Raw genomic sequence first — 17621 nt, forward strand, 5'->3', positions numbered from 1 at the left:
CTGCAAATACGCCGCATAGCGCTGCCGCCGCGGCGCCGCCACTCAGGTCATTCCGTGCCCTCGAGCAGCACGGTCACCTCGTCCATAACCCTGGCCTCATCCTGCTCCCCGCCACCAAACGTCATTGGCCCAGCCTTGGCAGCCAGCGGCCGATAACCCCCGTCGTAATCCCAGGTGGTCACATGCAGCCGCGCGCCTTCCAGTGATTCCGCCTGGCCGATGGCAGTCGCCGGCAGGATGAAGGTAATGGTGGGTGCGGCATGGTCGACGGCAATGGTCGCGCCCGGGGTGACTGGGGTGCCTTCGTCTGTGTCGCTGGCGCCCCGCGGGGTGGTCAGCACGTTGGACCAGCCGTGGGCGCGCAGCCGGCGGTGCCATTGCATGCCGTCCGGCAGGTTGGCGTGCTGTTGCGGCATGGTGCGGGTGCCGTCGTCGCGACCGGGCAACTGCAGGTAAGCGGTGAATGCGACGCGGTCGAATCCGTTGGCCGGGTTCCAGCCGTGGCTGATGCCACGCACGGTGAGTTCGAAACGCAGGGCGCCGCCGGCGGTCCAGACGCGTACGCGTTCGATGTCGGCCGGGTGCAGGCCGCGCCATCCGGGGTCGAGCGGGTAGACATAACGCCCGGTGGGGCCGGTGTCGTCGCCGCGCGGGTCGGCGTGGTCGGCCCGCAATGTCCAGTCGAGTGCAACACGGAAGCCACGTGCGTCGCCGGCGGTGCCGCTGTCGGGGTCCCATGCGACGACGCGATGCGCCAAGGCGGGGTCGGTCATGCCGTCGGTGCGGACCGTGGCGCGCCAGCGGCCGTCGCTATCGGCCTGCACGTCGGTTGCGGCTTCCAGGTTGCCGTCGACCACCAGCTGGAACGCGTGGCCCGGACGGGCGGTGCCGGTCAGGTACAGGTCGCCGGTGACCGTTGGTTGCGCGGTGCCGCCGTGGCGCTTGATCGGATCGATGGTCGGCGCAGCCGGCGGTGGCTTGGTCGGCGTTACCACCCCGATGGTGGGCGGTTCGATGCGCCAGACCATGCCGCTGCGTGGCGGCAGCGCCAAGGTCAGCCGGCCATCCGCGCCCACGACAAGGTCGGGCGGCGTACCTTCGATGCCGAACAGGCCGCGCAGGCGCGTGCCGGCGGGCGCTGCCACGTTGATGCGATCAAGCAGGCTGGCGTGCCCGGCGCTGTTGAGCGCCACCAGCGCCGACTCGCCGGCATGGTCCGTGCGCCACGCAATCGCGCCGGCGGCGGCCGGGTTGTCGGCCAAGACGGTCGGCACGCCGCGCGAGAACAGCGGGTGGTCACGGCGCAGGGCGATGGCGCTTTGCAGGTAGCGGTACAGCGGCGCGCCGGTATCGAAGTGCCCGCGCCCGCCGCTGCCCACCCCGCCGGCGAACATCGACGCACGCCGATCGTCGAAGCCCTGCTCGGTGCCGTAATAGATGACGGGGATGCCCGGCAGGGTCAGCATCGCCAGCAGGGCCTGCTTGAGCGCCGGCACGTCGCCACCGGCCAGGAACCGGTCGACGTCGTGGTTGTCGATGAAGCTCGGCATGCGGTGCGGGTCCGCGTGCAGTGCGAGCATCGACTCGATGCGGTGGCGCAACTGCGCGGTCGGCGCGCCGCGTGCGAACACATCGCCGAGGCTGCCGTACAGCGGGAAGTTGATCATCGACGGCAGCCCGCCGGGCGTGCGCATGTACGTGTCGAGCTTGCGCGCCTGGGCGTCGTCGAACGGCGCGTCGCTGCCGAAGCCTTCGCCGAACGCGAGGAAGTCGTCGCGGCCGGTGGCGGCGGCGACGCGCGCGATGCCCGGTGCGTCGGCGTCGTCGCTGTGCAGGAAGTCGGCAAAGAACGCCGCGGGTACGTGGAACGCGGTATCGACCCGGAACGCATCGACGCCGACCTCGCGGACCCAGTGGCCGTACGACGCGCGCAAGGCGCCGCGCACCGCCGGGTTGCGGGTGTCGAGGTCGTCGAGGCCGGCCAGGGCGAAATCGAGCTCCTGCCGGCGGTCGGTGAAGTCGGTGATCTCCGGCGTCCAGTGATAGATGCCGGCCGCGCGCTCGGCCGGGTTGGCCGGGTCGTTGCGGTCGAACGGTGGCTGCAGCGGCGCGCGGCGCCCCTGCGGGTCGGTGCGCAGCCGGCAGTCGCGCGCGGGGTCGGCATCGCCGGTGCAGTCGAGCCAGTCGCCGACGTGGTTCACCACCACGTCCTGCACCAGGTACATGCCCTGCCCGTGCAGCGCACGCGACAGCGCGCGGTAGTCGTCGAGCGTGCCGTAGTGCGGGTCGACCGCGCTGAAGTCGCTGGCCCAGTAACCGTGGTAACCGCCGTAGCTGGCGCCCGGGTTGAGCCACTGACCGGCCACCGGCGGGGTGATCCACACCGCAGTCGCACCGAGGCCCTTGATGTAATGGACGCGCCGGGTGACGCCGGCCAGGTCGCCGCCGCTGTAGCGCGACGGGTCGGCCGGGTCGTACTCGCCGGCGCCCTGGTCGTTGTTGGCCGGGTCGCCGTCATCGAAGCGGTCGACCAGCACGAAGTAGATGACCTGGTCGCGCCAGTCCGGCGACGGCACGTGCAGTGCGCCATCGCCGGCCGAGGCGCTCGCGACGACAGCCCACATGCCCAGTGCCAGTCCCAGCACCAAACCCGGCGCACGCCTTGTCCGCTGTCCGTATCGCACCTGGCCGCCCCTGCCGCGATGCGGCCGATGAATGCGCGCCCCACTATTCCACAGCGATGTTGCGGCACGCCGGGTGCAACTCGCGTGCGCCAATGAATACGTTTGCAGCGCAATTTGTGCGGGGTTTCACACGACTACCATCGCCCTGCGCCTGGGGAACGGCCGTCGTTCCGGAGCGCGAACGAACGGCCCGGGGCGTGTAACCGCCCATGTCCGGGCACCGGCATTCCGCGTAGTGGAGGGGACACCTTGAACATGAAACGCAACCTGCTGAGCGTGGCGCTGGCCACGGCGACGCTGATGATCGCCACCGCCGCACAGGCGCAGGACGCCAGCGCGACCGCAGACCGGCAGGCCCCGCCCGAAGAGACCGCCACCCCGGCCGACGACGCCACCGAGCTGGACCGCGTCACCGTCACCGGCATCCGCCGCGGCATCGAGGACGCCATCGAGGCAAAGCGCACCTCCACCTCCATCGTCGAGTCGGTCTCGGCCGAGGACATCGGCAAGCTGCCGGACATGTCGATCGCCGACTCGCTCGCGCGCCTGCCCGGCCTCACCGCGCAGCGCTTCGGCAACCGCCCGCAGGAGATCAACATCCGCGGCTTTGCCGGCGACTTCTCCACCACGCTGCTCAACGGCCGCGAGCAGGTCAGCCTGGGCAACAACCGTGGCGTCGAGTTCGACCAGTACCCGTCGGAGCTGATGAGCCAGGTGATGGTCTACAAGACCCCCGATGCGCAGCTGGTGGGCCAGGGCCTGTCGGGCACGGTCGACCTGCGCACCGTGCGCCCGCTGTCGTTCGCCGAGCGCGTCACTGCCGTAAACCTGCGCGGTGACATGAACCGGCTGGAGGACAGCGACGAGTGGGGCAGCCGCGCCAGCATCTCCTACATCGACCAGTTCGCCGACGACACCGTCGGCATCGCGGTCGGCTATGCACGCATGGACAACCCCACCCAGGGGCGGCAGTTCGAGTCCTGGGGCTACGACAACGGTGTGCTGGGCGGTGCCAACCTGCACGCGATCGAGGGCGACAACCAGCGCGACGGCCTGATGGGCGTGCTGGAGTGGAAGCCCAGCGACCAGTACCACTCCACCCTGGACGTCTTCTACTCGCAGTTCGACAAGGAAGAGGCCAAGCGCGGCCTGCAGATGGGCCTGGTGTGGGGCAACGGTTCGACCCTGGTCGGCGGCACCACCAACGACAGCGGCACGATGACCGAAGCCCATTGGGAGAACGTCAAGCCGATCGTGGTGCGCAACGACTACAACGCGGCCGACGACGACATGTTCGCGTTCGGCTGGAACCAGGCCATCGCGATCACGCCCAACTGGACGGTCACCACCGACCTGGGCCATTCGTCGGCCAATCGCAACGAGCGCATCCTCGAGGTGTATGCCGGCCTGCCAGACGGCGGCCGCGACACCGTCGACCTGGCCTACAACCCGAACGGCTACTTCGACTTCACCCTGGGCCAGGACTACACCAACCCGGACGGCCTGCGCATGTTCGACCCGGGTGGCTGGGGTGGCGAGCGCGCCCAGGCCGGTTACCTGAAGGACTTCGAGGTGCGCGACGCGTTGACCTCGCTGCGGATCGACCTGACCCGCACCTTCGACACCGGCTTTGTCAGCGCGCTGCACTTCGGCGCCAACCTGACCGACCGCACCAAGAGCCGCGCCTCGTCGGAGGCGACGCTGTGCATGACTGCCGCCTGCACGGAGAACGTCGAGGGCGTGATCCCCGCGCAGTACGTCACCGACACCTCGTTCGGCCACTTCGGCCTGCCCGGCGTGCTCGGCCTTGATGCGCTGGCGATGCTCAACGACGGCGTGTTCCACCTGTGGCGCAAGGACCACGCCGACATCTCCAACAAGAACTGGGAAGTCGACGAGGAGGTCTCGACGTTCTACGTGCAGGCCGACATCGATACCGACCTGGGTTCCATCCCGGTGCGCGGCAATATCGGCGCGCAGCTGGTCAGCGCCGACCAGACCTCCACCGGCGTGGCGACCTTCCAGGGCGTGGCGCTGGGCGAGGCGGCCACCCGCGGGGCGTCCAGCACCGAAGTGCTGCCGAGCCTGAACCTCTCGTTCGAACTACCCGCCGACCAGATGGTGCGCGTCGCCGCGGCACGGCAGATGGCGCGGCCGCGGATGGACGACCTGCGCGCCAATGCCGGTTATGGCTATGACGCGCAGCGCGGCATCCTCACCGGCGGCGGCGGCAACCCGGAACTGGAGCCGTGGTTGGCCGACGCCTACGACGTGTCCTACGAGAAGTACTTCGGCGGCAAGGGCTACGTCAGCGCCGCGTACTTCTACAAGGACCTCAAGACCTACATCTACAACCAGACCACCGAGTTCGACTACCGCCAGTTGCCGATCCCGATGGACTTCGACCCGGCGCTGCTCCCGGACAACTGGTGGCAGGGCGAGTACAGCCAGCCGATGAATGGCGACGGCGGCACGCTCGACGGCTTCGAGCTGGCGGTGTCGGTGCCACTGGACCTGGTGTGGGCTCCGCTGGAAGGCTTCGGCGTAGTGGCCAGCTACTCCGAGACCGACAGCGAGATCGAGCCGCTCGGCCCCGGCACCACCGAGCCGCTGCCGGGCCTGTCGCGCTACGTGTCCAACATCACCGCGTACTACGAGCGTTTCGGCTTCTCCGCGCGCGTTGCCCACCGCAAGCGCTCGCGTTTCCTCGGCGAGGTGCAAGGTGCGGGCGGCGACCGCAGCAAGGTGTACTTCGACGGCGAGTCGGTGACCGACCTGCAGCTGGGCTACACCTTCCAGGACGGCCCGATGCAGGACTTGTCGCTGCTGCTGCAGGTCAACAACCTGGAGAACGAGCCCTACCGCACCATCCACGATGGCCTCAGCGAGCGCCCGCACCAGTATTTCGAGTTCGGCCGCACGTACCTGCTGGGCGTGAACTACAAGTTCTGAGGTGCGAGCGGGAAGCCGCACGTCCCGACTCGAACAGGTTCTACCCCGACTGCCCCGCCGGTTCGCCGGCGGGGCTTTCTTTTGCGAGAGCTGCGTCGGGGTGACATAGGTCGCACGCGAAACATTAAGCGCGAACTTTTCCAGGGTAGGAAATTTCCTACGCAAGGGCGCGATACCTACTGATACCTGCCGGCTCCGCAAGGAGCGACTCTGTCGCGGCCCCGGTGGCTGGCAACTACTGAAGCTGCATTGGATGCGGCGGAGTCCGGCCAGCCCCGGGGCTACTTACTCGGGGAATCGCCATGGGCTACAGAGTCGAGCTTCGGATAACGGATGAGATCGGCAATGAGACCCGATGCCCCACAGACGGCCGTCGCCACAAGACGCTGGTCCACGCGTGGAGCGCAGGGATGCAAGCCGCTCGCGTTGAGGCCGTCAGGCATGGAGCGAACGTGCAGGTGCGCATCCTTGATGACTTGGACGCTGTGACGGTTACCGGCTCTGTCGACGCTCCGTTGAGTGCCTAAATCACTAAGTCACGCGACGAAGCGGTACTCGGCCGCATCTAAGATCAGCTCGACGTCGCCCAACCCGGCGACGTCGACGTTTGAACCCTCGGGTCAACCAGCACCCGCGCCCTGTGATTCGGGAGCCGGCGCTTCCGCCTTCGCCACGCTTTCCGCGATGAACGCCCTCACCTGGGTTTCCAGTACCGGCAGGGGCACCGAGCCCAGCGCCAGCACCATGTCGTGGAAGGCCTTGATGTCGAACTTGTCGCCCAGCGCGCGCTCGGCCTCGCCGCGCAGGCGCACGATCGCCAGCTCGCCCAGTTTGTAGCTCAACGCCTGGCCCGGCCAGGAGATATAGCGGTCGACCTCGGTGGTCACTTCGTGCTCGCTCAGCGCGGTGTGGTCGCGCAGGTAGGCGAGCGCCTGGTCGCGGGTCCAGCTCTTTGCATGTACGCCGGTGTCGATGACCAGCCGGCACGCGCGCCACATCTCGTAGGTCAGGCGGCCGAACTGCTGGTAGGGAGTCTCGTAGATGCCCATCTCCTCACCGAGCTTCTCGACGTACAGGCCCCAGCCTTCGCCAAACGCGGAGATGTAGGTCTCGCGGCGGAAGTCGGGCAGCGTGTCCTGCTCCTCGGCCAGGGCGCCCTGCAGTGCGTGGCCGGGCGAGGCCTCGTGCAGGGTCAGCGCCGGCAAGTTGTACAGCGGGCGCGAGGGCAGGTCGTAGGTGTTGAGCCAGTAGGTGTTGTTGCCGCCGCGACCGGCGGTCCAGAACGGCGCGATCTCCGGCGGCACCGGCACGATGGTGAAGCGCGCGCGCGGCAGGGTGCCGATGTAGTCGCCGACGACCGCGTCGATGCGCTTGGCGATCCAAGCGGCGTGGTTGAGCAGCTCCTGCGGCGTCTTCGCGTAGAACTGCGGGTCGGTGCGCAGGAAGTGCAGGAAGGCGGCGAAGTCACCGTCGAAGCCGGTCTGCGCGATCACCTCCTGCATCTCCGCCTGGATCCGCGCCACCTCATCCAGGCCAATGCGATGGATCTCGTCGGGCGTCAGTTCCAGGGTGGTGTATTCGCGGATCTGCTGGCGGTAGTACGCCTCGCCGTCGGGCATTTCCGAGGCGCCCAGGGTGGTGCGCGCGTTGGGGACGTACTCCTCACGGAAGAACTTCAACAGCGTGCGGTGTGCGGGCACGACGCGGTCGGCGATTGCGGCCTTCGCGTCCGCGCGCAGGTTGGCCTGCACGTCGGCGGGGATGCTGGCGGGCAGGCGCTCGAACGGCTTGTACAGGCCGGACTGCGTGGGGTCTTCCAGTTCGGCGACCATGGCGATGGACACATCGCGCCCGTCCAGTACCGCCCGCGGCACGCTGAAGCCGCGCGCCAGCCCGGCGCGCATGTTGGCGATGTGCTCGTCGAACAAGCGCGGCACGTCGGCCAAGCGATCGATGTAGGCGCGATAGTCCTCCACCGAGTCGAAATCCCCGCGCGCCATGAACCCCAGGTTCGACCAGAACGAGGAGTCGGAATTGAAGGGCATCTCGTAGCCGCGGAAGCGCACCTCGGCGGCGAGGTTCTCGACCTGGGGGCGGTACACGGCCAAGTGGATGCGGTTCTCCGGCGACAGCGCGGCCGGGTCGATGGTGTCCAGTTCGGCCAGAACGCGCTCCCACATCGCCAGGCGCGCGGCCTGGGTCGCGGGCGTCACCGACGGCAGGGTGTGGCGGGCATCGTCGGCATCGCTGTCCTCGTCGGCCATGCCGAACTGCTGCTTGCGCCAGGCCCACTCGCGCTCATGGATGTCGGTAAACCGGTGGTCGGCGGCACTGGGCGCGGCGGCCTGAGCGGCGGTGGCGGTCGTCGCATCGGCGCGGGCGGCCGGCACGGCAAGGGCGAGGTGGGCGGCGGTGATGCAGGCGAACAGGACGGAGTGACGGAGGTTCACGGGCGACTCGGATTCCGGGGCCAGCCGGCATCTTCGCATCGACGCGCCGGCCCGGCCTTGCATGAACCGCCCGGTCGCCCGGTTTACCGGTGCACGGGCCGAACGNAACAGGACGGAGTGACGGAGGTTCACGGGCGACTCGGATTCCGGGGCCAGCCGGCATCTTCGCATCGACGCGCCGGCCCGGCCTTGCATGAACCGCCCGGTCGCCCGGTTTACCGGTGCACGGGCCGAACGCCGGACACGAAAAAGCCCGGCACGTGCCGGGCTTTCTCGGTACCGCTGCGGGGCGTGGTTCAGCGAACGCGACCGCGGCGGAACAGGTTCACGATCGCCAGCAGCACGATCGCGCCGACCAGCGAGAGCAACAGGCCCGACAGGCTGAAGTCGCCGTCGTTGATGTCGCCGCCGAGGCCCAGCATGCCGCCGATCCAGCCACCGAGGAAGGCACCGATGATGCCGACGACGATGTTCAGGAAGATGCCCTGCTGGCCATCGGTCTTCATGATCATGCTTGCAATCCAACCGATGATGCCGCCAACGATCAGCCAAATGATGATACCCATCATGTTCGTATCTCCTTGGTCCGTTACAGAGGGTGAGAGCGCACCCCTGCGTGGGGGCGGATTTGAGTCTGTATAGGCCCGCGTGACGGCGATGTAGGGATGAATGGGGCATCCGGCGGGGCACCGCCCCGTTGATCGGGCGAGCGCCTGAACAGGCGGATTTCAGGTTTGCAGCAATGCGAGCAGGGCGTCCCGGGGCAATTTGCCGGTGTCGTTGCGTGGCAGCGTGTCCACACAGCGCAGCCGGCGCGGCAGGAATACCGGGTCCACCTGGCGCCGCAGCGCCGCCAGGATCCCCGCTGCATCCAGCCCCGGCGCCACCGCCAGCGCGGCGATCCGGCGGACGCCGGGCCCGTCGCAGGCATCCAGTTGCAGCACCACGCCGTCAACGACGCCGGGCACGGCCAACAACTTGCGGGTGAGGTCGGCCAGCGACGCGCGCTTGCCGGCGATCTCCAGCAGGTCGGCGTTGCGGCCGCGCAACTCGAAACGCCCGTCCGGAAGCAGCTCGACCAGGTCGGCCAGCACTACCGGCTGGTCCAAATGCGGGGCATGCACCGCGGTGCCGTCCGGCTGGGGCGCCAGGCGCACGCCGGGCAACAGGGTCCAGGCGGTTTCGACCGCGGTGCGGCGGCGGGCGAATACGCAGGTTTCGGTCGAGCCGAATACCTCGCGCACCTCGCAGCCGAAACGCGCCTCGGCCGCCTGCGCCAGCGTGGCCGGCAGCGGCGCGGTGGCGGAGACGATGCCGGCCAGGGGCGGCAGGGCCACGCCCGACTCGACCAGCGCGCGCAGGTGCACGGGCGTGGTGACCAGCAGCGGGGGGGTGATGGCCTCGGCCAGTGCGCCTGCGACGTCGTCCGGAAAGAACGGCCGCGCACCGTGCACCGCAACCGGGCCGAGCAGCGGCAGCAGCACCGACATCTCCATGCCGTACATGTGCTGCGGAGGCACCGTGGCCACTACGTGGGTGCTGCCATGCCGGTCGAGCAGGTCCGCCAGCGCGGCAAGGTTCTGCGCGGTGCTGCGCTGGAACGAGGCCCAGTGCTTGCGGTTGGCGGTCGGCTGGCCAGTGCTGCCGGAGGTAAAGCCGATCGCGACCAGCGCATCGGCGGCAACCTCGAGCGGGCCGCCGTCCAGTTGCGGGAGAACCGGCGGCAGGCAGGTGTAGTGCGGCGGCACCGGTGCCAGCGGGTGGTCGCCCAGGCAGTAGCTGCCGGGATGCCCGGCCATCACCTCGTCGACCACGGCCGCCGCCCGCGAGGACGGCAGCAGGGTGACCTGCCCGCGCGACGCGGCCGCGCAGAATGCGACCAGGAACCGGTAGCGGTCCTCGCACAGGTTGATGGCGTAAGGCGCTTCCGGCAGCGCGGCAGCGACGCCGCGGACCTCCCGGTGGAAGCGCTCGAGCGCGATGTCGCCACGCGCGTCGAAGGCGATCGCACGATCGCCGGCGCCCGCGGTCAACGCCGCGCGCGTTCCGATGGCCGACTGCGCGGCCGTGGTGTCGATAACCGCAGACATTGTTGTTTTCGTGTTCCTGCGGCCGGGCCGCCCCCTGGGGATTAGCTTACGCTTGCGCGCAGGCCCCGCGCCAACCGAGCCTTCATGTCCCTGTCTGCGCCTCCGCCTCCCTTGTGGGTCTTCCTGCCGCTGCCCCGCGGGACCAAGGCCGAGCCGCTGGCGCGCGAGTGGCTTGCTCAACAGTTGGGTGGCACTGCGGACACGCTGCCGCTGTTGCGCGACGGACGCGGGCGGCCACGGCTCGGCGCACCGTTCGATCTGACCGACTGCAACTGGAGCCACAGCGGCGACGGCCTGGTCGTGGCGCTCGGCACGAGCGTGCAGGTCGGCATCGACCTGGAGTGGTTGGGTCCACGGCCGCGCGCGGCGGCGTTGGCCCGGCGCTTCTTCCACCCCGCCGAAGCCGACTGGATCGAGAGCTGTCCGCTGGAGACGCGTCCGACCGCCTTTACCCGGTTGTGGTGCGCCAAGGAAGCGGTGCTCAAGGCGCACGGTCACGGGCTGTCGTTCGGACTCGACCGCCTGCGCCTGGAAGATGACGGCGAGCACATCCGGCTGGTGGACTGCGACCCTGCGCTGGGCCGGCCGGGCGAATGGGCGCTCACCTTGTTGGAGCCTGCGCCGGGCTACGTCGGCGCGCTGGCGTGGCGGCGGCCGATGGCTGCGCCTGCCACGTCATAATCGCCCGGATGAACGACGCGCTCCCACCCGCCCTGCGCACGCAGCTGCACGCCCACCTCGTCCCGGGCCTGCGAAGCCTTGGGCTCGATGAGGCGCTCGCCACGCCATTGCTGGACTACCTCGCGCTGCTCGTGCGCTGGAACCGCACCTACAACCTGACCGCCGTGCGCGACCCGCGCGAGATGGTCGACAAGCACCTGCTCGATTCGCTGGCGATGCACGCGTACGTGGCCGACATTGCCGCGGCTGGTGGTTCCCTGGCTGACCTGGGCACCGGCGCCGGCCTGCCCGGCATCCCGCTTGCGATCGCCCGGCCCCAGTTGCGCGTGACCCTGGTCGAGAGCAACGGCAAGAAGGCGCGGTTCATGCGCGAGGCGGTCCGCAAGCTCGGCCTGGCCGACGTGCGCGTGGCCGAGAGCCGGATCGAGGCGCTTGACGAACCGGGCCGCTTCGATGCGATCACCGCACGGGCGCTGGCCACGCTGCCGTTGATCGTTGAACTCGGCGGGCACCTGCTCAAGCCCGGTGGCCGATTGCTGGCGATGAAGGGCGTGCATCCCGCCGATGAGATCGCCGCGCTACCGCACGGCTGGACTGCACTGGGTTCGCATCCGCTGCAGGTGCCCGGGCTGGCGGCTGAGCGCCACCTGGTCGTGGTCGGCCGCGACACCGACTGATCGCGACCGCCGGCCAAGCGTCCGGGTCGTGACGGCGGTCACGCCGGCCGAGCCCCCTGTCCGTCGGCCGGCCCTGTTCGGGCAAGCCCCGGCCGAGGCGGGCATAATCCCGTGTCCGACCGGCGCCGCGCGCCGTCCTGCGTACACCCGCAAGCCCACAGACCAGGGGACGAGCCGCATGGCCCGAATCATCGCCGTCGCCAACCAGAAAGGCGGGGTCGGCAAGACCACCACCGCGGTCAACCTCGCGGCCGCACTCGCGCGCACGCCGCTCAAGGTCCTGCTGGTCGATCTCGATCCGCAGGGCAACGCGACCATGGGCAGCGGCGTCGACAAGCGCGAGCTGGAGACCTCGGTCTGCGAAGTGCTGCTCGGCGAGGCCGTCGCGGCCGACGCGATCGTGCGCGCGCCGGAAGACTTCGACCTGCTGCCGGGCAACATCGACCTGACCGCCGCCGAGATCCGCCTGATGGGCGCCGACGGTCGCGAGCAGCGACTCAAGCAGGCACTGGCGCCGATTGCGGGGAATTACGATTTCATCCTGATCGACTGCCCGCCGGCGCTGTCGCTGCTGACGCTCAACGCGCTGACCGCGGCCGACTCGATCATCGTGCCGATGCAGTGCGAGTACTACGCGCTGGAGGGCATCAGCGCGCTGCTCGACACCATCGACGCGCTCAAGGACAACCTCAACCCGGCGCTCGAGATCGAGGGCGTGCTGCGCACCATGTTCGACGTGCGTAACAACCTCGCCAACGCGGTGTCGGCCGAACTCACCCACCATTTCGGCGACAAGGTGTTCCGCACCATCGTGCCGCGCAACGTCCGCCTGGCCGAGGCACCGAGCCATGGCCAGAGCATCGTCGGCTACGACAAGGCCAGCCGCGGCGGCATCGCCTACCTCGGGCTCGCCGGCGAGGTCCTGCGTCGCCAGCGCGAGCGCCAGCAGCCAGCCGCGCCGCAGCAGCCGCAGGAGGCCACCGCATGAGCGCAGACGAAAGCAGCATCGCCAAGCCGCCGGCCAAGGGCGGTGGGGCGAAGAAACGCGGGCTGGGCCGCGGACTGGAGGCCCTGCTGGGTCCCAAGGCCGCCGCCGACGCGCCGGCGCTGGAAGCGACCGGCAGCGACACCCTGCACCATCTGCCGATCGACGCGCTCACGGCGGGCAAGTACCAGCCGCGCAAGCACTGGGATGACGAGAAGCTCGACGAACTGGCCGAATCGATCCGCGCCCAGGGCGTGATCCAGCCGATCGTCGTGCGCGAGGTACGCGACGGCAACCGCGGTTCGCGGACCTACGAGATCATCGCCGGCGAGCGCCGCTGGCGCGCCAGCCAGCGCGCCGGGCTCACCGAGATCCCGGTGGTCGTACGCGAGGTCGACGACCGCACCGTGGTCGCGATGGCGCTGATCGAGAACATCCAGCGCGAGGACCTCAACCCGCTGGAAGAAGCCACCGCGCTGCAGCGGCTGATCGACGAGTTCGACCTGACCCACGCACAGGCAGCCGAGGCCGTCGGCCGGTCACGCGCGGCGGTGTCCAACCTGTTGCGGTTGCTGGAGCTGCCGCCGGCGATCCGGGCGCTGGTCGAGAGCAAGCGGCTGGAGATGGGCCACGCCCGCGCGCTGTTGACGCTCTCGCCGGAGCTGGCCAGCAAGCTTGCCGCCGACGCGGCCGAGCATGGCTGGTCGGTGCGCGAGGTCGAGCACCGCGCCCAGCAGTTCGCCCTCGGCCGGGTGCCGGAGGGCAAGCGCGCCAAGCCGGCCAAGGCCAAGCCCCAGGCCGACATCGTGACGCTGGAGCGGGAGCTGTCGGAGTCGCTGAACACCAAGGTCAACGTCCTGCACGGCCGCGGTGGCAAGGGCCGCCTGGTGATCCACTACAGCGACCTGGACTCGCTGGAAGGCGTGCTGGAGAAGCTCCGCCGCGAGGCGGGCTGAGCGCTGCCGGGCCGCCGCGCGAGGTACGCGCGCCACGGTTGCCCCAGCGGCAAAAACCTAAGATAATGCCCGGCTCGCTGTGTCCAGCCGCCCTTGCGGGCCGGCAGGGCGGCACCCGGAAGCGCGATTCCGGGCCACCCGGTTCCAGCAGCCGCCCCGTGGCGGATCCACCACCCGCATCGCGCGCCGTCACGGGAGTCCGTGCACCGGCGGGGCCGCCGCCTCCCTGGCCAAGGGAAGCACCAACTACCTTTCGAGGTGCACATGTCCCGTGTATGCCAAGTAACCGGCAAGCGAACGACGACCGGCAACAACGTCTCGCACGCCATGAACAAGACCCGCCGCCGCTTCATGCCCAATCTCCACGAGCGCCGCTTCTGGGTCGCCAGCGAGAACCGTTGGGTCAAGCTGCGTGTTTCCGCCAACGCCATGCGCACCATCGACAAGAACGGCATCGACGCCGTCCTCGCCGATCTCCGCGCACGCGGCGAAAAGATCTGAGGAGGACTGAATCATGGCAGGCAAGCGCGACAAGATCCGCATGATTTCTTCGGCCGGTACGGGCCACTTCTACACCACCGACAAGAACAAGAAGAACACGCCGAACAAGATGGAGATGAAGAAGTACGATCCCGTCGTTCGCAAGCACGTGATGTACAAGGAAGGCAAGATCAAGTAAGCCTTCCGGCTTGTTCGAGTCACAAGGAAACCCGCCGCACGGCGGGTTTTTTTGTGCCCTCCGGAGGGGTAATCCCCCTGCCGCCCTCCCCGGACCGATGGGGCAACACAATCGAACTGGGTTACCTGTTGGATCGCAATGTCTTGCACGAGCAAGCCACCGCGCTGCACCGCGAGGCTGCCCACGCATTGGAGGGCACCGGCTACCGGTGGCTGCAGGGGCATGCACTGCTTGGCCTGGCGGAGAGTCGCACGGCGGTGGGTGACTGGCGTGGCGGGGCCACGTACCTGCGGCAGGCGCGCCCTCTGCTGGGGACCGACCGGTGGATGACCGACCTGCGCATGGGCCTGGTGGAGCTGGTGTTGTCGCTGGCGCGCGACGAGCGGAAGCCGGCCATCGCGCGAGTGGTGGCGCTGCACGAACAGGCGCACCGGCTCGGCGACGTGCCTGCCCAGATCGCCCTGCATGGCCTGGTCACGGCCGACGCCCGGCTCGGCCCGTGCGATGGCTCCGGCCGTGGCGAACAGCTGGCCGCGACAGGCATGCGCGGCGGCGCCGTCGACTGGCTTACCGCTGCCCTGCCAGAGGGACAGCCCCTCGCGTTGGAGTGACCGCCGCCGGGCGGCTCAGGGCACGCGGCGCTCCTGCACCAGCGAGTCGACCACCGACGGGTCGGCCAGGGTGCTGGTGTCGCCGAGCTGGTCCGGCGCCAGCTCTGACGAGCCCGCTTCGGCGATCTTGCGCAGGATCCGACGCATGATCTTGCCCGACCGCGTCTTCGGCAGGCCCGGCGCCCATTGCAGGTGGTCGGGGGCGGCAATGGGGCCGATCTCGGCGCGCACGTGCTTGACCAGCTCGGCGCGCAGCGCCTCACTCGGCTGCTCGCCGGCGATCAGGGTCACGTAGGCGTAGATGCCCTGTCCTTTGATGTCGTGCGGGAATCCCACCACCGCGGCTTCGGCGACCTTGTCGTGCGAGACCAGCGCGCTTTCGACCTCGGCGGTGCCGATGCGGTGGCCGCTGACATTGATCACGTCGTCGACCCGGCCCGTGATCCAGTAGTAGCCGTCGGCGTCGCGGCGGCAGCCGTCACCGGTGAAGTAGGTACCCGGGTAGGTGCGGAAGTAGGTGTCGATGAAACGCTGGTGGTCGCCGTAGACCGTGCGCATCTGGCCGGGCCAGGAATCGAGGATCACGAGGTTGCCCTCGCCTTCGCCCTCGATGCGCTTGCCGTGGGTATCGACGATGGCCGGCTGCACGCCGAAAAACGGCAACGTCGCCGAGCCGGGCTTGAGGTCGGTCGCGCCCGGCAGGGCCGAGATCAGGATGCCGCCGTTCTCGGTCTGCCACCACGTGTCGACGATCGGGCAGCGGCTGTCGCCGACTACCTCGTAATACCAGCGCCACGCCTCAGGGTTAATCGGTTCGCCGACCGTGCCGAGCAGCCGCAGCGACTTGCGGGAGGTTGCCTGCACCGGGCCTTCGCCTTCGCGCATCAGCGCGCGGATCGCGGTCGGGGCGGTGTAGAAGATCGTGACCCGGTGCTTGTCGATGACCTGCCAGAAACGCGACGCGTCGGGCCAGGTCGGCACGCCCTCGAACACCAGCGCGGTGGCGCCGTTGGCCAGTGGCCCGTAGACGATGTAGCTGTGCCCGGTGACCCAGCCGACGTCGGCGGTGCACCAGTAGACATCGTCCTCCCTGAGGTCGAACACCGCCTCGTGGGTGTAGCTGACGTAGACCAGGTAGCCACCGGTGGTGTGCAGCACGCCCTTCGGCTTGCCGGTGCTGCCGGAGGTGTAGAGGATGAAGAGCGGGTCCTCGGCGTTCATGCGCTCGGGCTCGCATTGCACCGGCTGGTCGTCGACCACGGCGTCGTACCAGCGGTCGCGCGGCATCTGCATGTCGACCGCGGCGCGGGTGTGGCGCACCACCAGCACGGTCTCGACGCTGTTGGTACCGGGCAGCTTGAGCGCGGCGTCGACATTGGCCTTGAGCGCGACCTTACGGCCGGCGCGCAGGCCCTCGTCGGCGGTGATGATCAGCTTGCTGCCACTGTCGGACACGCGGTCGGCAATCGAGTTGGCCGCAAAGCCGCCGAACACCACCATGTGCACCGCGCCGATGCGCGCGCAGGCCAGCATCGCGATCGCGGCCTCGGGGATCATCGGCAGGTAGATGGTGACCCGGTCGCCCTTGCCCACGCCGAGTGCCCGCAATGCGTTGGCGAGCTTGCAGACGCGTTCGTGCAGTTCGCGGTAGCTGATGCGCTGCGCCGGCGCGTCGGGGGAATCGGGTTCGAAGATCAGCGCGGTCTTGTCGCCCCGCGTTTCCAGGTGCCGGTCCAGGCAATTGACGCTGGCGTTGAGCTCGCCGTCGTCGAACCAGCGGATGCGGAAGTCTTTCAGCTCGAAGCTGGTGTCCTTGATGCGGGTCGGCGCCTTCATCCAGTCCAGCCGCTCGGCCACCTTGCCCCAGAACGCATCCGGCTGCTGCAGCGACTGCGCGTACAGGCGCTGGTATTCGTCGCGGGTGATCCGGGTCTCGGCGGCGAACGCCGACTTGACCGGGTAGACGGTGGCGGGTGGGTTCATGGCGCGCTCCGGTGGCTGGCAGGCACCGGCCGCGCGGCGGCGGCCGGAAGGCCAGTTTGCTACATCCCGCGACCGCGGGCGTGACGCGACCTGGCCAGTGCGCGGGCACCGCCGTCACCCGTCCTTGCCCGGCGGTTGCCTCAACTACGGCAATCGCAACAAGGGGCAGGACATGGAAACCGATATCCGCGTATTCGACTGGGACCGCCTGCTGCTCGGGCTGCCGCCGAAGCTCTACATGCTCGAGATCGCGTTCAAGATCCTGGTGATCTTCGCGATCCTGATGCTGGTCATGCGCTTGATGGGCAAGCGCGGCCAACGCGACCTCAGCCCGATGCAGCAGATGCTGCTGATCGCGCTGGGCTCGGCTGCCGGCGACGCGTTGCTGTATCCCTCGGTCCCGCTGGCCTACGCCGCGCTGATCCTGGTCGGCGTCACCCTGGTGACCATTGCGCTGGAAACGCTCGCCGAGCATTCGCGGCACGTGCGGGACTACATGGAGTCGCGGCCGCGGGTGCTCGTGCGCGACGGGCAGGTCGACTTCGACGCACTGAAGAAGGAGCGCACCACCCGCCGCGAGCTGTATGCCGAGCTGCGCATGAAGGGCGCCCGCTCGCTGTCGCAGGTGCATTGCGCGGTGCTGGAGGTCACCGGCGACATCAGCGTGTTCCTCGATGACAGTTGCGAGCCCGACGACGAGGACCTGCTGGCGTACGTGCTCGACCCGGACAACCACGCTGTCCCGCAGCGCGAAGGCGGGACGCGGTAGGCGTTGCGCGCCGGCCCCGCCGGGCGGGTCAGCGCGGCGGTGCGGCCAGTTCGGCGGCGTCGAGGGTGCCGTCGTGGTCCGCGTCCTGCCGCGCGAATGCGGCG

At 69.2% G+C, this 17621-nt stretch carries 14 protein-coding genes; 9 read left to right on the plus strand and 5 right to left on the minus strand.

Going from position 1 to position 17621, the window contains the following annotated elements:
- Positions 1-47: 47 nt before the first annotated feature.
- Positions 48-2624 (minus strand): alpha-amylase family glycosyl hydrolase, encoded by a 2577-nt coding sequence (locus tag ACKVMH_RS00865; RefSeq protein ID WP_412698888.1) that lies wholly within the window; start codon positions 2622-2624, stop codon positions 48-50.
- Between the two features lie 315 nt (positions 2625-2939).
- Between ACKVMH_RS00865 and ACKVMH_RS00870 the strand changes: the two genes are divergently transcribed.
- Positions 2940-5636, plus strand: a complete 2697-nt coding sequence (locus ACKVMH_RS00870; RefSeq protein WP_412698889.1) for a TonB-dependent receptor — start codon at positions 2940-2942, stop codon at positions 5634-5636.
- A 620-nt stretch (positions 5637-6256) separates the two neighbouring features.
- Here the strand turns inward: ACKVMH_RS00870 and ACKVMH_RS00875 are convergent.
- The 3 genes from ACKVMH_RS00875 to ACKVMH_RS00885 all read right to left on the minus strand — a co-directional run bounded on the left by ACKVMH_RS00875 (position 6257) and on the right by ACKVMH_RS00885 (position 10176).
- Positions 6257-8125 (minus strand): DUF885 domain-containing protein, encoded by a 1869-nt coding sequence (locus tag ACKVMH_RS00875; protein WP_412698901.1) that lies wholly within the window; start codon positions 8123-8125, stop codon positions 6257-6259.
- Positions 8126-8382: 257 nt separating this feature from the next.
- Entirely contained in the window at positions 8383-8652 is a 270-nt protein-coding gene (locus ACKVMH_RS00880; protein ID WP_412698890.1) for a GlsB/YeaQ/YmgE family stress response membrane protein, read from the minus strand.
- A 162-nt stretch (positions 8653-8814) separates the two neighbouring features.
- Positions 8815-10176 carry an AMP-binding protein gene (locus tag ACKVMH_RS00885; RefSeq protein ID WP_412698891.1) on the minus strand — a complete coding sequence of 454 codons (1362 nt, stop codon included), beginning with the start codon at positions 10174-10176 and terminating at the stop codon, positions 8815-8817.
- 84 nt (positions 10177-10260) lie between these two features.
- Between ACKVMH_RS00885 and ACKVMH_RS00890 the strand changes: the two genes are divergently transcribed.
- The 7 genes from ACKVMH_RS00890 to ACKVMH_RS00920 all read left to right on the plus strand — a co-directional run bounded on the left by ACKVMH_RS00890 (position 10261) and on the right by ACKVMH_RS00920 (position 14765).
- A complete protein-coding gene (locus tag ACKVMH_RS00890; RefSeq protein WP_412698892.1) occupies positions 10261-10857 on the plus strand; it encodes a 4'-phosphopantetheinyl transferase family protein in 597 nt (198 codons plus the stop codon).
- Between the two features lie 8 nt (positions 10858-10865).
- Positions 10866-11534 carry a 16S rRNA (guanine(527)-N(7))-methyltransferase RsmG gene (gene rsmG, locus ACKVMH_RS00895; protein ID WP_412698893.1) on the plus strand — a complete coding sequence of 223 codons (669 nt, stop codon included), beginning with the start codon at positions 10866-10868 and terminating at the stop codon, positions 11532-11534.
- A gap of 178 nt (positions 11535-11712) precedes the next feature.
- Positions 11713-12522 (plus strand): ParA family protein, encoded by an 810-nt coding sequence (locus tag ACKVMH_RS00900; RefSeq protein WP_412698894.1) that lies wholly within the window; start codon positions 11713-11715, stop codon positions 12520-12522.
- Positions 12519-13475: a ParB/RepB/Spo0J family partition protein gene (locus ACKVMH_RS00905; RefSeq protein WP_412698895.1), complete on the plus strand. Its 957-nt coding sequence runs from the start codon at positions 12519-12521 to the stop codon at positions 13473-13475. Before ACKVMH_RS00900 ends, ACKVMH_RS00905 begins: the two co-directional genes overlap by 4 nt.
- A gap of 264 nt (positions 13476-13739) precedes the next feature.
- Positions 13740-13976, plus strand: a complete 237-nt coding sequence (gene rpmB / locus ACKVMH_RS00910) for a 50S ribosomal protein L28 (protein ID WP_215218983.1) — start codon at positions 13740-13742, stop codon at positions 13974-13976.
- Between the two features lie 10 nt (positions 13977-13986).
- Entirely contained in the window at positions 13987-14154 is a 168-nt protein-coding gene (gene rpmG, locus ACKVMH_RS00915) for a 50S ribosomal protein L33 (protein ID WP_203225050.1), read from the plus strand.
- Between the two features lie 143 nt (positions 14155-14297).
- Entirely contained in the window at positions 14298-14765 is a 468-nt protein-coding gene (locus ACKVMH_RS00920) for a hypothetical protein (RefSeq protein WP_412698896.1), read from the plus strand.
- Between the two features lie 15 nt (positions 14766-14780).
- On the opposite strand, the gene acs is transcribed toward ACKVMH_RS00920, so the two are convergent.
- A complete protein-coding gene (acs, locus tag ACKVMH_RS00925; protein WP_412698897.1) occupies positions 14781-16748 on the minus strand; it encodes an acetate--CoA ligase in 1968 nt (655 codons plus the stop codon).
- Between the two features lie 172 nt (positions 16749-16920).
- Between acs and ACKVMH_RS00930 the strand changes: the two genes are divergently transcribed.
- A complete protein-coding gene (locus ACKVMH_RS00930; protein WP_412698898.1) occupies positions 16921-17517 on the plus strand; it encodes a DUF421 domain-containing protein in 597 nt (198 codons plus the stop codon).
- Positions 17518-17621 lie beyond the last annotated feature (104 nt).

This window comes from Lysobacter zhanggongensis (assembly GCF_046638635.1).
GTDB lineage: Bacteria > Pseudomonadota > Gammaproteobacteria > Xanthomonadales > Xanthomonadaceae > Novilysobacter > Novilysobacter luteus.

Excerpts from the sequence above, each read along its gene's own strand:
- ACKVMH_RS00865 (WP_412698888.1), bottom strand. The coding sequence starts at position 2,624 with ATGTGGGCTGTCGTCGCGAGCGCCTCGGCCGGCGATGGCGCACTGCAC.
- ACKVMH_RS00870 (WP_412698889.1), top strand. The coding sequence starts at position 2,940 with ATGAAACGCAACCTGCTGAGCGTGGCGCTGGCCACGGCGACGCTGATG.
- ACKVMH_RS00875 (WP_412698901.1), bottom strand. The coding sequence starts at position 8,125 with ATGCGAAGATGCCGGCTGGCCCCGGAATCCGAGTCGCCCGTGAACCTC.
- ACKVMH_RS00880 (WP_412698890.1), bottom strand. The coding sequence starts at position 8,652 with ATGGGTATCATCATTTGGCTGATCGTTGGCGGCATCATCGGTTGGATT.
- ACKVMH_RS00885 (WP_412698891.1), bottom strand. The coding sequence starts at position 10,176 with ATGTCTGCGGTTATCGACACCACGGCCGCGCAGTCGGCCATCGGAACG.
- ACKVMH_RS00890 (WP_412698892.1), top strand. The coding sequence starts at position 10,261 with ATGTCCCTGTCTGCGCCTCCGCCTCCCTTGTGGGTCTTCCTGCCGCTG.
- rsmG (WP_412698893.1), top strand. The coding sequence starts at position 10,866 with ATGAACGACGCGCTCCCACCCGCCCTGCGCACGCAGCTGCACGCCCAC.
- ACKVMH_RS00900 (WP_412698894.1), top strand. The coding sequence starts at position 11,713 with ATGGCCCGAATCATCGCCGTCGCCAACCAGAAAGGCGGGGTCGGCAAG.
- ACKVMH_RS00905 (WP_412698895.1), top strand. The coding sequence starts at position 12,519 with ATGAGCGCAGACGAAAGCAGCATCGCCAAGCCGCCGGCCAAGGGCGGT.
- rpmB (WP_215218983.1), top strand. The coding sequence starts at position 13,740 with ATGTCCCGTGTATGCCAAGTAACCGGCAAGCGAACGACGACCGGCAAC.
- acs (WP_412698897.1), bottom strand. The coding sequence starts at position 16,748 with ATGAACCCACCCGCCACCGTCTACCCGGTCAAGTCGGCGTTCGCCGCC.
- ACKVMH_RS00930 (WP_412698898.1), top strand. The coding sequence starts at position 16,921 with ATGGAAACCGATATCCGCGTATTCGACTGGGACCGCCTGCTGCTCGGG.